At 56.2% G+C, this 12,108-nt stretch carries 13 protein-coding genes and 1 tRNA gene; 3 read left to right on the top strand and 11 right to left on the bottom strand.

The window, feature by feature from the left end; all coding sequences use genetic code 11:
• Nucleotides 1–20 precede the first annotated feature (20 nt).
• Nucleotides 21–98 (bottom strand) — tRNA-Arg (locus ACR0NM_RS15435).
• Nucleotides 99–309: 211 nt separating this feature from the next.
• On the opposite strand from ACR0NM_RS15435, the gene ACR0NM_RS15430 reads away from it, so the two are divergent.
• Nucleotides 310–1,020: an ORF6N domain-containing protein gene (locus ACR0NM_RS15430; protein WP_255612009.1), complete on the top strand. Its 711-nt coding sequence runs from the start codon at nucleotides 310–312 to the stop codon at nucleotides 1,018–1,020.
• A gap of 5 nt (nucleotides 1,021–1,025) precedes the next feature.
• Here ACR0NM_RS15430 and ACR0NM_RS15425 read toward each other — a convergent pair whose 3' ends face one another.
• The 5 genes from ACR0NM_RS15425 to ACR0NM_RS15405 form a co-directional block, all read right to left on the bottom strand.
• Complete coding sequence (locus ACR0NM_RS15425) at nucleotides 1,026–1,379, bottom strand: MmcQ/YjbR family DNA-binding protein (RefSeq protein WP_170423840.1); 354 nt, start codon at nucleotides 1,377–1,379, stop codon at nucleotides 1,026–1,028.
• A gap of 148 nt (nucleotides 1,380–1,527) precedes the next feature.
• A complete protein-coding gene (locus ACR0NM_RS15420) occupies nucleotides 1,528–1,743 on the bottom strand; it encodes a hypothetical protein (RefSeq protein WP_480615495.1) in 216 nt (71 codons plus the stop codon).
• A 33-nt stretch (nucleotides 1,744–1,776) separates the two neighbouring features.
• The gene (locus tag ACR0NM_RS15415) at nucleotides 1,777–2,220 is read right to left on the bottom strand and encodes an excalibur calcium-binding domain-containing protein (RefSeq protein WP_480615493.1); all 444 of its coding nucleotides are present in this window, start codon (nucleotides 2,218–2,220) and stop codon (nucleotides 1,777–1,779) included.
• A 72-nt stretch (nucleotides 2,221–2,292) separates the two neighbouring features.
• Entirely contained in the window at nucleotides 2,293–2,700 is a 408-nt protein-coding gene (locus ACR0NM_RS15410; protein WP_170395959.1) for a universal stress protein, read from the bottom strand.
• A gap of 65 nt (nucleotides 2,701–2,765) precedes the next feature.
• Complete coding sequence (locus tag ACR0NM_RS15405) at nucleotides 2,766–3,092, bottom strand: antibiotic biosynthesis monooxygenase family protein (RefSeq protein WP_170395957.1); 327 nt, start codon at nucleotides 3,090–3,092, stop codon at nucleotides 2,766–2,768.
• A gap of 155 nt (nucleotides 3,093–3,247) precedes the next feature.
• Between ACR0NM_RS15405 and ACR0NM_RS15400 the strand changes: the two genes are divergently transcribed.
• Entirely contained in the window at nucleotides 3,248–3,910 is a 663-nt protein-coding gene (locus ACR0NM_RS15400; protein ID WP_480615491.1) for a hypothetical protein, read from the top strand.
• Between the two features lie 38 nt (nucleotides 3,911–3,948).
• Here ACR0NM_RS15400 and ACR0NM_RS15395 read toward each other — a convergent pair whose 3' ends face one another.
• The 4 genes from ACR0NM_RS15395 to ACR0NM_RS15380 all read right to left on the bottom strand — a co-directional run bounded on the left by ACR0NM_RS15395 (nucleotide 3,949) and on the right by ACR0NM_RS15380 (nucleotide 9,511).
• Nucleotides 3,949–6,234, bottom strand: coding sequence for a glycosyl hydrolase family 28-related protein (locus tag ACR0NM_RS15395; RefSeq protein WP_480615489.1), 2,286 nt, complete (start codon nucleotides 6,232–6,234; stop codon nucleotides 3,949–3,951).
• A gap of 136 nt (nucleotides 6,235–6,370) precedes the next feature.
• A complete protein-coding gene (locus tag ACR0NM_RS15390; RefSeq protein ID WP_223117582.1) occupies nucleotides 6,371–6,772 on the bottom strand; it encodes a DUF4864 domain-containing protein in 402 nt (133 codons plus the stop codon).
• Between the two features lie 48 nt (nucleotides 6,773–6,820).
• A complete protein-coding gene (locus ACR0NM_RS15385; RefSeq protein ID WP_480615487.1) occupies nucleotides 6,821–8,395 on the bottom strand; it encodes a lysine--tRNA ligase in 1,575 nt (524 codons plus the stop codon).
• A gap of 237 nt (nucleotides 8,396–8,632) precedes the next feature.
• Nucleotides 8,633–9,511, bottom strand: a complete 879-nt coding sequence (locus ACR0NM_RS15380; RefSeq protein WP_170395949.1) for a LysR substrate-binding domain-containing protein — start codon at nucleotides 9,509–9,511, stop codon at nucleotides 8,633–8,635.
• A 118-nt stretch (nucleotides 9,512–9,629) separates the two neighbouring features.
• Here ACR0NM_RS15380 and ACR0NM_RS15375 point away from each other — a divergent pair, with 118 nt between their 5' ends.
• Nucleotides 9,630–10,379: an SDR family oxidoreductase gene (locus ACR0NM_RS15375; protein ID WP_170395947.1), complete on the top strand. Its 750-nt coding sequence runs from the start codon at nucleotides 9,630–9,632 to the stop codon at nucleotides 10,377–10,379.
• Nucleotides 10,380–10,472: 93 nt separating this feature from the next.
• On the opposite strand, the gene ACR0NM_RS15370 is transcribed toward ACR0NM_RS15375, so the two are convergent.
• On the bottom strand, nucleotides 10,473–12,047 hold the full coding sequence (locus ACR0NM_RS15370) for an arylsulfatase (protein ID WP_480615485.1): 1,575 nt from the start codon (nucleotides 12,045–12,047) through the stop codon (nucleotides 10,473–10,475).
• Nucleotides 12,048–12,108: the final 61 nt, after the last annotated feature.

Below are 12,108 nucleotides of genomic sequence, written 5' to 3'. Positions count from 1 at the left end.
TCGAAAAACATCTGAAAAAATGGCGAGCCGTGGAGGACTCGAACCCCCGACCTGAGAATTAGAAGTTCCCTGCTCTAATCCAGCTGAGCTAACGGCCCGGTCTTGTTCCGTTTGTATCAGTCAATCCATTAGGATTGTCAACTTGATAGGGGGCAAGCTTGTTCTTTCAAAAAGGTTATTTCCATCAGGGTATTGGCCGAATCTGGCAGACCTCTCGGCAAGAGACATCGAACCTACCTGCAGTTCAAACTTGCAGCCCAGCGCGCCCTGCGTCACGTTTGAAATCACAAATTATGATTCCAAACGGATATGATGACGAACCCGGAAAACCTGCCCAGCCCTCAAGAGGTCCAAAACGCCATTCATCGGGTGCGCGGTGTACGCGTGGTTCTGGCAGAAGATCTGGCGCAGTTTTACGGAAAATCCGTCAGCGCCTTCAATCAGGCCGTCTCGCGCAATAAGGATCTGTTCGAAGGCTACCGCTTTCAGCTTTCCGACGCAGAGGTTGCGGATTTGCAATCACAGAATGTGATCTCAAAACCCGAAGGCCGCGGTGGCCGACGGGTCAATCCCTGGGTCTATACCGACTACGGCGTAGCTATTGCCTCGACTTTGTTTAAAGATCCGCGCGCGATCAGGATCACGCGGATGATCACCGAAGCCTTTGTTGACGGCACCAATGCGCTCGCGGAAACCCCGCGCAACCCGCCTGAGATTCTGCCACCGCAAGATGCCCCTACGCCGTTGCTTCCAAATGGGGATCAACTGCGTGATCTGGCCGAAAACATCCTTGATTCCGGACAGCAAAGCCTTGTGGACTACATCGCCAATCCCACCACCAAACGGCAGCAGGCGGTGGCAGTGATCATGAAGACCCTCGCGGAAACGGCGGGCGAAGAGGTTCGCACACAACATGACCGTCTGCGCCTGAGCATCGCCGAACGGCTGGCCAGCGGAGACTATGCCGACGATGATGACCGGAAAAAACTGCTTGAGCTGCTGCACGCCATGAAAGACTGACCGCCTTAAAGGCCCAGCTCTGCCCGCGCCTTTCTGGTCAGCTTAGCTACGACCAGATCGTATGAGATTACAATATGATCTCGCAGCGACGCGTCGCTCATGCCACGTTCATCGTAAACCTGCAGCCATTTCATACCTCGCGATGCCAGATAGGGCGCTGGGCGGATACCTGGCTCATCTCCGAGGACCTCAAAGGCAAGATCGGTAGCCTTGAAGGTAAACGCATCCTTTCCGTCGTTCCAACCACAGATGGCAAAGACTTTGCCGCCTACTTTCCAGACATCTGCGTTGCCCCACTGCACGACATGGCTGGTGGCTTTGAGGTCCGAGCAAAAGGCATTGAATTCATCACGAGTCATCGCGGCGACTGTGGCGCTCTGGTCAGGACAAGGCAAGACCCGCTTTGCGGGCGCAACTTTCTTTACCCGGCATTAACCTAGCTGCGCCAAATCATAGGCGATGTATAACTGTAATTCTCCCCTCTCGCCTGAGGTCTGGCTCAGTGATCTATTCGCCTCCAAGGCGGTGCAGCAAGGTGGCGTAATCCGTCGCAAGGCGCGCGATATAGAGCGCTTTGCCGGGATGGAGCGTTTTATGGCCGAAATCAATCGTCGCGGTTATCAAGTGGTGGAAAACTCGGGCCAGATCGTAATCTTCTGCAACCGCGCGCCCGTGCGTTGGCTCACCTGAGCCACGCAACGCTTTCTTGAAAAGAAAGCGCACCGAAATCTTCTCAAGATTTCGCCCCCCTCCGATTCAAGGCTTCAAAAATTTTGCCGTTCCGACAGTGCGCTGTTTCGGGGTCTGAAGATTCCGGGGATTGGCTTGGATATCTCCCGGCATCGCGACATTGCGTGGTTTCTGCAAGGCAAACGAGCCACAGGCGACACCATCGCCATCGGGATCATTGCGCTTATGGTATCCGGGCCTTCCTTCGCGAAAAGGCCCGAAACCCAGCATCTCCACAGCATCACACCCAGCCAGCGCCACCAGATGGATCACCGCTTCATGACGTTCGTAGTCTGAAACGCGCAGGTAGACACCGATTGCGATCATTCCTGTGGTTAAGGGCAAGGCCAGCACCATCATTAGAATACGCACCGGAGACAGAGCCTGCCTGCGCAACGCGTCTGCCCGCCGTTGCCGCCGTGTAAGACGAGGGTTCGGATCGGTGTCTTTCGTTGGTTTCCCGGTTGTCATGCCATAGGTCTTACACGCGGTATGTGGCAAAGCCATGGCCGCAATCGGGGTCGGCTTGGAAAAAGCTCGACTTTATCGCACCACATGCACGGCACATTTGGCGTGGCGCACCACATGGGTCGCGGTTGAACCCAACAGCAGGTCCTGCATCCCCGGGCGGTGCGAAGCCAGGATTATCAGGTCAGGCTTATTCACTTCGGCCCAGTCCAGAATCGTTCGCCCGGAATGGCCTTCAACCACCAGCCCCTTCGCATTCGGGACGCGCGCCGCCAGAGCATCAAGCTCGGTCTGGATGGCCTTGCGTGCTTCGGACAGATACTCGGCGGGCATGTACGAGATCGCATAATCCGGAATGTGCTCTACCACATGCAGCAGCGTAACCGCAGCCTCGGGCGTCGACAGTAGCTCTGCCAGCTTCAACGCTGCCGAGCTGTCCCGTTCGGCATCAAAGGAAATGGGAACAAGAATGTTATGATACATGGCTCGCGCCTCCGTAGTTGTGCCGCTATACTGCGCGACCGGTGGCGGCCGTGCATTGACTCAGATCAGGTCTCACCGAATGTCTCGGCGACATCGTACATCACTGGTTCAAAGCTCTTGCACAGCTCGTTAACCCTGCGATTCCGCTCTCGCATCTCCGGTGTGCGCAACATCGCCAGGAAATCCTCGCGGCGCTCCCATTGTGAATAATTGGCAATCCGCGTCTGGGCATCATTCACATGCAATCCGGCTGAAATGAAACCCGGCTGTTTCGAAATGAACTCGGCATAAGCATCGGTCAGCGCCTCAAGAAGGTCCTGGCAGGTTCCGGGGGTCATCTCGAAGGTGGTGATGACAGTCTGATAGCTGTTGGTTTTGGAAATCTGCGGCATAAGGCTCCTCCTTTATAGCTGACCCGAGCCTAGCACAGCTTTTGAAAACGCCACCCTTTTCCTGCACATAGACAATGTTTTTGGATCAAAAAATCTTTCTCAAAGATGAACAAGAAACTAACCATCCGTTAACCATGTCTGCCGATGCTGCCCCCATGGCTCGTCTGGTTCTCGTCATTCCGCTGCTTTTTATGGTGTGCACTCCGGCATGGTCCGGTGCGTGGCTCCGCGAGAAGGGGTCAAGCTTCACCGCGTTATCTGTGACCGCTTTCAAAGAGGAAGACGTCTACAAGTACAAATCCTCGCTTTATACCGAGTGGGGATTGCGGCCGAAACTCACGATCGGACTGGATGCCGAGGAGCATCAGGATTTGTATGGGCACGCGCTGGTCTTTGCACGCGTGCCGGTTGCAGACATGGGGTCAGCAGGGCGTCTGGCGGCCGAGTTCGGCGTTGGCGCGCACCATCGCCAGTACAGTAGCTGGGCAATGTACAAAGCAACACTTTCATACGGCAAAAGCATTCAAACCGGATTGGGAGGCGGATGGATCAATGTCGATGCCGCGCTCGAAAACCGCACCCATGAGGCAGTGATCCGCAAATTGGATTTCACGGCTGGTCTGTCCTTGGGTCGAAGGTTTGACCCGCTCCTGCAGATCGAAACTTCTTATGTTTCGGACCGACCATGGTACTGGAGGGTGCGACCTTCGCTGATGTATCGCCCTAAGACGGGCAGACTCACCTGGATTCTGGGTGCCGAGCGCAATTCGGCTGATGATAACATCGGGATCAAATTTGGATTGTGGCGCAGCTATTAAAGATGGGCCGCCTACATTCAGGCGGCCCACCACATCAATCAAGTATCAATCCGCAGAATGGTCGAAACCGTACCACGCAAGCCTTCGGACCAGCGCAGGCGGATATCGCTCTGGCCCGATCCCTGTCGCAACTCGACATATGGCGCGGTATAGCGCACCGCATTCAACGATGTCCTGAGGCTTCCCAGGGCAACAACCGCATCACACCCGCGCGCCCTGCCCCCGAACGGCAATTGGCCCTGCGAACTGACGGTCCAGGCTGATGACGGTGAGCTTTGCGTATGCTGCAGCCGCAATGGATTGGCGCAAGGCGTATCGATGCCGTGGAACGTATTGTTCTCGAAACACACCCTCTTGTGCCTTTCCGGGTCGAGATCGGCAAAACTGGTATCGACCCGGTCCACTCGGTCGATCCGCACGTTGTTGACACGGAACTTGTTGCCGGTGACGGTCAGCCCGTTCAAGAAATGCCCCGTGCCATGGGGGCGGATCACCAGATAGCTGAACCAGGGGGCGACATCACTGGCATAAAAGATGTTATCAGTGATGCTCAGCGCGCTGAACGAGAAGCTGGTGAAGTAATCCGGGTTCGCGTCGTGCTCGTTGGTCCACTCGATAAAACAATTGTCGACATAGTTCTCGGCGATAGACGAACTGTTATAGCCGCCGATGATCACCAACCCAGCGTTACGCACCCCGTTCGACACGTTGTCGCCCTGGAAGAAGTGGTTGCCCAGCACCAGATTGTTGTCGCCACTTAGCACCGCGAAATGATGGAACCGCGTGGCCCGGTTGTGGCGCAGCTTGACGTCGTTGGCGTTGGCGTTCAGCGCGATTGAGCTTCGGTCCGGCACGTCCAGACTTTCCTCGGTCGATAGGAACTGACAGCCATCGATCAGCATCCCCTGACATCCGCGCCCGATTGATGTGATACCCCGGTCCTTCGGGCGACTGATGAAACAGTCTTTCAGTACAAAAGTGTTCCCGCCCGGAGACAGCCGGATCGCGCTGCACCGACCGTTACACTGGAACTCGATCCCTTCCATGTTGAACTTCTGCAGCGCACTGAAACCGCTGAAATCTAGCAGATACTTGAACGATGTGAAGGTGAGGGTCTGCGTCCCTGCGGCATCATAAGTCGGCGCACTCAGCGTGATTTCACCGGTGCTTTCGTTTTTCGACCGCACATAAACCTCACGCCCGACCCCGCTGCCAGTCACCAGCGAACCCACAGGGATATTGGCCACATTGGCCACATTGGTCAGCGTATCAGGATCAGACGGGCTGTAGGTCGCAACCGAGGTGAAGGTTTCGGTATCCCAATTCGAGCTACTTTTGACGTCAAACTGCCCGTTGCGCACCACTCGCCGGGTGGCATAACCCGTCCGGTTCGGCACCGCTGCCGCCATATCGATGGGCTCGGTCACCGCGATCTTACGCCCGCCCAGATCCAGCGATTCATGGTCCGAGCTGTTCAGCAACGCCTGAAACGCCTTTTTAAACGCCAGCATTTCATCACCAAAGGCGGTGATATAGGTGGGCAGATCGAAATTCTTGGTCAGCAGCAGCATCTTGTCGACCGGCATCGTGACGGTGCCGTCAAATGCGACCTCGGACGCCATGTTAGTGTTCTCTTCCAGCCTGAACTCACCTTGCGGAATATAAACCCTGCGCCCATTCGCTGCCTGATCCGCCGCCTCAAACGCTGCCGAGTCATCGGTGACCCCGTCACCCACAGCGCCGAAATCGCGCACGTCGACCAGACCAATCATGTCGCGCAGAAAGACCGAGGTCACATCCTCGATCTCGATATCATCCACCCGCACCACCGCACCGTTGGTGCCTTCGATATCCAATCCAAAATGGCCATAAAGCACCGCATTGCCCCAGGGCATGTCCACGCCGGGCCGCAGGCCTGTGCCCACGATGGCCGTCACCTCATGCACGGTGCCATAGCCGGTCAGCTGCACCGCCGGACCCTGCTCCGCCAATCCGTCCACATGCGCATCTCCGGCTCCTCCGGCCCAGCCGGCGATCCGCACCTCGGGCAGCGGCCCGCTGATCGCCTTCACCCGCGCCTTGATCTGCAGATAGCAGCCCGGCAACAAAGGTGTTTGCCCCATATAGCGCAGCCGCTGCGGTTCTGCCGTCTTATAAATCTCCAGACAGCCTGCGAAATCCGCATCCGCCGGAACGAACACCCCCGTGCCCGACCCCTCATAGGTCGGAGAGCCCGGCGTGCCGTCGCCACTGGACCAGACCCCAAGACCAGCCGCATAGGCGGGCGGCATGAACACGATGCCGTCGGTGATTGCCTTGTTCATGTAAAATCCCTTTCCCAATCGCGCCAAGCACGCGCGCCAAAACCCGAAACCGCCCGGGCCCTGAGCCCAAGCGCATGGGTCTGAGTATCGAAAAGGGATTAATCGCGGCTCTTACCACCGTGACGATGGTGTTGCATCAGGCCGCCGGGTCGGAGTTGCCCAGCAACTGTACACCGTTGATCTTCCAGCCGTTTTCCTGCCGGATCATCTGGTAGTCCAGCAAATGCACGCGTCCGTCACCATCAGTGATCATGACCTTCTGCCACAGGGCTCCGCTAATCTCGCGCAACTCCAGAAACCTCACATCCGCAGGCCGCCAGACCATAGGATAGCCACGGCGCACCATGATCCCGAAATTCTCCGGATCGCCGAACAGCCGCTGGATATTGGGGCTGGCAAACGTGAAGGCGGTGGCAAAATCATCCGCCTTGAAGGCCTGTATCTGCGCCGAGATATTGGCCTCAATCTCGTCACTCTGAGCAAAAACTCCGGATGCCAGTCCGGCACTCAGGGATACAGCAAGCAATAGTCGACGCATAGGGCCACCTCCTGTTTCAAGGGTAGCCCCACACTGGATCAGGTCAAATCAGGCCAATTCCCCGGCAAGCGCCTTGTCGATCAGAGCAATCGTCTCTGGCACGCCATAAAGCGCGATGAACCCACCAAACCGAGGTCCTTGCGAGGCCCCCAGCAGCACTTCGTAAAGTGCCGTGAACCAGCCGCGCATCGGATCGAACCGCTCACGCCCGATGGAATAGACCACCGATTGCAGTGCCTCGTCTTCCATCGGCCCGTCATAGGCTTCCAAGGCCGCCCTCAATGCTTCCAGCGCCTCACGCTCCTGATCCGTCGGCGCGCGATGCTGGCGCGTCGGCTTGACGAAATCGTTGAAGTACCTCACTGCAAAGCCCGCCGCCTGATCCAGATCGGGATGGGTCTCGGCAGTGGCCTCGGGCGCATAACGGCGGATAAAGCCCCACAGCGCCTCTTTGTCCTCAGCCCCGGATACCGACGCCAGGTTCAACAGCATCGCAAAGGGAACCATCAGCGTGGACTCTGGCACATTCCCACCATGGATATGCCACACCGGGTTATTCAGCTTCGCCTTCAGGTCCTGCCCCGGATAGGCCCGCAACTGTTGATGATATTCATCATACGCCTTCGGGATCACATCAAAATGCATCCGCTTCGCGGTCTTGGGCTTTTGATACATGAAATAGGCCAGCGACTCGGTGGGCGCATAGGTCAGCCATTCATCGATCGAAACACCATTGCCCGACGACTTCGAAATCTTCTGACCGTTTTCGTCCAAAAACAGCTCATAGCTGAAATGCTCGGGCGCACGGCCACCCAAGGCCCGGCAGATCGCGTCATAGATCTTTTCGTTGGTGGCATGTTCCTTGCCATACATCTCGAAATCCACGCCCAATGCCGCCCAGCGCGCGCCAAAATCAGGCTTCCACTGTAGCTTCACATTGCCGCCAGTCACGGGCAGCGTCCATTCCTTGCCATCCTCGTCATCGAAGGTGACAGTGTAGGTATCGGCACAAACTTTCTTCATCGGCACATACAGAACCCGCCCGGTCTCGGGATGGATCGGCAGGAAGATCGAATAGGTCTGCTGACGTTCTTCCCGCAGGCTTTTCAGCATGATGGCCATCACGTCGTCATACTTCTCAACGGCGCGCTTCAGGATCTCGTCGAACTGGCCCGAGCGGTAAAACTCACGCGCCGAATAGAACTCATACTCGAACCCGAAAGTATCGAGGAACCGGCGCAGCATCGCATTGTTATGCTCACCAAAGCTGTCATATTCACCAAACGGGTCCGGCACCGAGGTCAGCGGACATTGCAGATAATCCTGCAGCGCCTCGGGGTTCGGCACATTGCTGGGAACTTTCCGCATCCCATCCAGATCGTCAGAGAAACAGATCAGCTTGGTCGGGATATCCGACAGCGCCTCAAACGCGCGCTTGACCATCGTGGTCCGCGCCACCTCACCAAAGGTCCCGATATGCGGCAGACCCGAGGGGCCATAACCCGTCTCAAACAGCACATATCCCTTCTCCGGAGCGCCCTGCTTATACCGTTTGAGCAACCGCCGCGCCTCTTCAAACGGCCACGCCTTGGACGTCATCGCGGTTTCACGCAGGTCAGACATTTGGATACTCCATCGGGAAACGTGCCAGACACCCCATGCGCCCGGACCGGCCCCTGTTATTGTGCAGGTGCAGTATGAGTCAATAAAGGGTGGTGATTTTCATGCCTCTATGCGCATGAACGGCGTGCAATCCATATCTGGTCTTGGTTACAAGTGTCCGCAGCACGGGGCATTGCGGCATTCTGAAAAACGTAGTCTGTTGATCGCTCTGGCGGATTTGCAGGCAAGGCAAAAAGATTAAATCGACATAAGCCATTTCCTGAAAATTCTCACGGTGACCCGTTCCTGATCGCCGGGGCGGCAGACGAAGTAGAGCCCCCGATCCAATGGAACCCGGCTTTCATCGAGGCGGATCAAGCGACCAAGTTCCAAATCCCTCTCCGCCAAGAGATGTCTTGCCAACGCTACACCTTGCCCGTCAATCGCAGCCTCCAACAGAACCGCGCTGTCCACGTACTTGATGCTCTGCGAATTGATCCGGTCAGCGCCCAGCCCGACCTGCGCAGCCCAGCTTTCCCACCCGACGTTGTAGGCATCATGCAAGAGTGGAAGATCAGCCACATTCTCGGCGGGCATCGGCAGTCGGGCTTTACCAACAAGGGATGGCGCTGCTACAACAATCAGGTCCTCTTGTCTTATCTGCTCATGATAGAGCCCGTCCCAACCGGGTTCCCCGAACCGCAGGGCGACATCGACCTCAGACGCATCAAAATCCGCAAATCGATCATTTGTGTCCAGCAGCAACGCGATACCCGGATGTTCTTGCTGAAATGAACTGAGCAACGGGACAAGCCATTTAAGCGCCAGCGATGTTGACAACGACACCGTAATCGACTGGCGGTGATGCAGCCGCTTCACCTCCATCACGCCCAGTTGCAACGCCGAAAATGCCCCGCGCGTCGATTGATGCAGAAGCTCCCCGGCACTGGTCAGTTCAACCCCATTTGGGCGGCGATGAAAAAGCGTTACGCCAAGATGCAGTTCCAGCAGCTTAATTTGCCGACTGATCGCCCCGTGGGTGACGTTCAGAACATCTGCTGCCTTGGACAGGCTGGAGTGGGTTGCGGTTTCATCAAAGGCCTGAAGGGCACGTAGATGTCTAAGGTTCTCCGGCATGTGAGAAAACCTAACAGCATTGTCCCAAAAACTCGATAGGTCTGCTTTGTTCCCGGCAGTTACACTGACCACAGATCAATAAACCTCACACACTGTGCGCCCAAAGAAAGGACACACCATGCCCGATACCAAAGTTGCTTTGATGACAGGTACAGGACAGGGAATTGGCCGGGGTTGCGCCATTGAAATGGCGAAAGCCGGCTATAAGGTTTCGCTTATGTCTCCTTCCAACCGCTCGGTTGAATTGGCGGAGGAACTTGAGGGCATTGGCCGTCGCGGCTCTGTATTAGATGTCGATGATTTGCAAGCGATGGTCGACGACACCATGAGCAAATATGGACGGATTGATGCAATCGTCAGTAATATGGGTCACGGTGGAACGGTGCCTGAAGCCATCAAAACCGTCGGTTTCGATCCTGACTTTGACGGACCGCTATTGGAACTCAGCGACGAGTTATGGCACGAAAGTCTGGACATGTATGTGCTAAATGTCGTCAAGATCGCCCGTATCGTCACGCCCATTCTGATCGAACAAGGCGGCGGTGCATTCGTAAATATCTCATCCATGAACACAATCGAGCCACGTGCGCCCTATCCCATGAGCATGCTGCGTGGAGCATTGCATAGTTTCTCAAAGCTTTACGGGGACCGATATGCACGGCACAACATTCGCATGAACAACCTGCTGCCGGGGTTCTGCGAAAACGTGAACCTGTCCGAACAGGCACGCCGGGAAATCCCCGCTCAGCGGCCCGCAACGTTCGAAGAAATTGGGCAGGCTTGCGTGTTTCTCGCCAGCGATGCAGCCCGGTATATCAACGGTCAGAGTATACTGTCCGACGGCGGGATGAACAGGGCAGTGCGATAGCAAAGAGGCGGTGAAGCGTGATTTTCGCGGCCCTCGATGAAATCCTTGACACAGATCGGGAGGCAACAGGTGATGCCCCCCGAGGTTTGATTTCTACTGCGACATCCCACCTTCGGTCGATATCTGCTCTTCGACATGGCCCTGGTTGGTTATGTCCGACCCCCGCGGAGGATAGTCCTTGAAGGTAGACAGGTGGTTTTGGACGATTTTGGCAGCAGGGCCAAAGGCCCACATTTTGTTGCCCATCCAACGGGTATACATCCCCGATTCCTCAGCTGCCTTTTCATAGGGATCGCGGCGCAGGTTGAACAGCAGGGGCGCGTTCAGTTCCTCTTTTGGACCTGCCCATCCTTCGGTTTGTATCGTGAAATGTGCTTTCCAATCACCATGGCGTACAGCTTGCAGGTCCGGACCTTCGTAGTAGATAATCTCGTCCCGGTTGCTCTCACCCTCGCCAGTCAGGAAAGGCAGTTGGTTGTAACCATCCAGATGCACCTGATAGCCCTCATAGCCCTTCAGTAGTGATCCAGGCAGATCGTCAGGTCCTCCGGCGGCGGCGACGAGGGTAGGCATCCAGTCAAGACCAGCAAAAATACCGTTGCTTACGGTCCCGGCGGAAACTCTTCCGGGCCAGCGAATGATAGCAGGAACGCGGAAGCCGCCTTCCCATGTCGTACCTTTTTCACCTCGGAACGGTGTTGTTCCACCATCGGGCCAAGTCATGGTTTCGGGGCCGTTATCCGAGGTGAAGACCACAATAGTGTTGTCCGAGATGCCAAGTTCGTCCAGACGGGCCATAACCTTGCCCACGTTGTCGTCAAGCTCTTTCATTACGACATCCTGCAAACCGCGCCCGTCGCCCAGCATTGCCTCGTATTCGGGGCTCAGATGTGTCCAGACATGCGCTCGGGCCGGGGCCATCCAGACAAAGAAGGGCGTGTCGCTATCGACCGCGCGGTTGATGAAGTCCAGAGTATGGGCCGTCACCTCATCGTCGAGCGTTTTTTGCCGTTCGGGCGGAGCCGGGCCATCGTCGATTATACGCTGCTTTCCAACCAGGCCCCAGCGTGGATCTACGGTTTCATCAATTGTATCCGTGGCATAAGCGTGGATGATGTTCCGTGGGCCAAATGTGTCGTTGAATTTCTGATCTTTGGGCCAATCGGGGTCAGAGGTGTATTCCATCGCATTCAGGTGGTAGAGCCAGCCCCAATATTCATCGAAACCTTTCACAGTTGGCAGAAACTTGTTCATATCGCCCAAGTGATTTTTGCCAAATTGCCCGGTGGTGTAGCCTAGAGATTTAAGGATGTTGGCCAGAGTAGGGTCTTTTTCATTCAGACCTTTTTCCGGATCTCCGGGCAGCCCGACTGTGTGCATACCCGTCCGAACAGGCAATTGTCCGGTGATAAAGGCAGATCGCCCTGCGGTGCAGCTTGGCTGTGCATAGTAATCCGTAAGGCGCATACCATCCGCAGCAAGCTGGTCAAGGTTGGGGGTTTTGATACTTTTCACACCCTGATGATAGCTACCCAGACTGGCCCAGCCGACATCGTCGGCCATGATGACAAGGATATTGGGCTGGTCGGTTTCGGCCAAAACTGGCAGGGCACAGACCGAAGCTGTAGCCAGCGTGGCGGAAACCACAATAGATCGATAAATGAACATTTTTACCTCTGCGAACGTAGAAGACGATACCGGTGAAGGGAGTATCGAAAGTCCGATCAGG

The sequence above is a fragment of the Ruegeria sp. AF2 genome, assembly GCF_056542025.1.
This window is presented reverse-complemented; position numbering and strand designations above follow the sequence as displayed.

Coding starts and splice junctions, on each gene's coding strand:
- ACR0NM_RS15395 (WP_480615489.1), bottom strand. CDS start 6,234: ATGAACAAGGCAATCACCGACGGCATCGTGTTCATGCCGCCCGCCTAT.
- ACR0NM_RS15380 (WP_170395949.1), bottom strand. CDS start 9,511: ATGCCGGAGAACCTTAGACATCTACGTGCCCTTCAGGCCTTTGATGAA.
- ACR0NM_RS15430 (WP_255612009.1), top strand. CDS start 310: ATGATGACGAACCCGGAAAACCTGCCCAGCCCTCAAGAGGTCCAAAAC.
- ACR0NM_RS15390 (WP_223117582.1), bottom strand. CDS start 6,772: ATGCGTCGACTATTGCTTGCTGTATCCCTGAGTGCCGGACTGGCATCC.
- ACR0NM_RS15370 (WP_480615485.1), bottom strand. CDS start 12,047: ATGTTCATTTATCGATCTATTGTGGTTTCCGCCACGCTGGCTACAGCT.
- ACR0NM_RS15415 (WP_480615493.1), bottom strand. CDS start 2,220: ATGACAACCGGGAAACCAACGAAAGACACCGATCCGAACCCTCGTCTT.
- ACR0NM_RS15375 (WP_170395947.1), top strand. CDS start 9,630: ATGCCCGATACCAAAGTTGCTTTGATGACAGGTACAGGACAGGGAATT.
- ACR0NM_RS15410 (WP_170395959.1), bottom strand. CDS start 2,700: ATGTATCATAACATTCTTGTTCCCATTTCCTTTGATGCCGAACGGGAC.
- ACR0NM_RS15425 (WP_170423840.1), bottom strand. CDS start 1,379: ATGACTCGTGATGAATTCAATGCCTTTTGCTCGGACCTCAAAGCCACC.
- ACR0NM_RS15385 (WP_480615487.1), bottom strand. CDS start 8,395: ATGTCTGACCTGCGTGAAACCGCGATGACGTCCAAGGCGTGGCCGTTT.
- ACR0NM_RS15400 (WP_480615491.1), top strand. CDS start 3,248: ATGGCTCGTCTGGTTCTCGTCATTCCGCTGCTTTTTATGGTGTGCACT.
- ACR0NM_RS15405 (WP_170395957.1), bottom strand. CDS start 3,092: ATGCCGCAGATTTCCAAAACCAACAGCTATCAGACTGTCATCACCACC.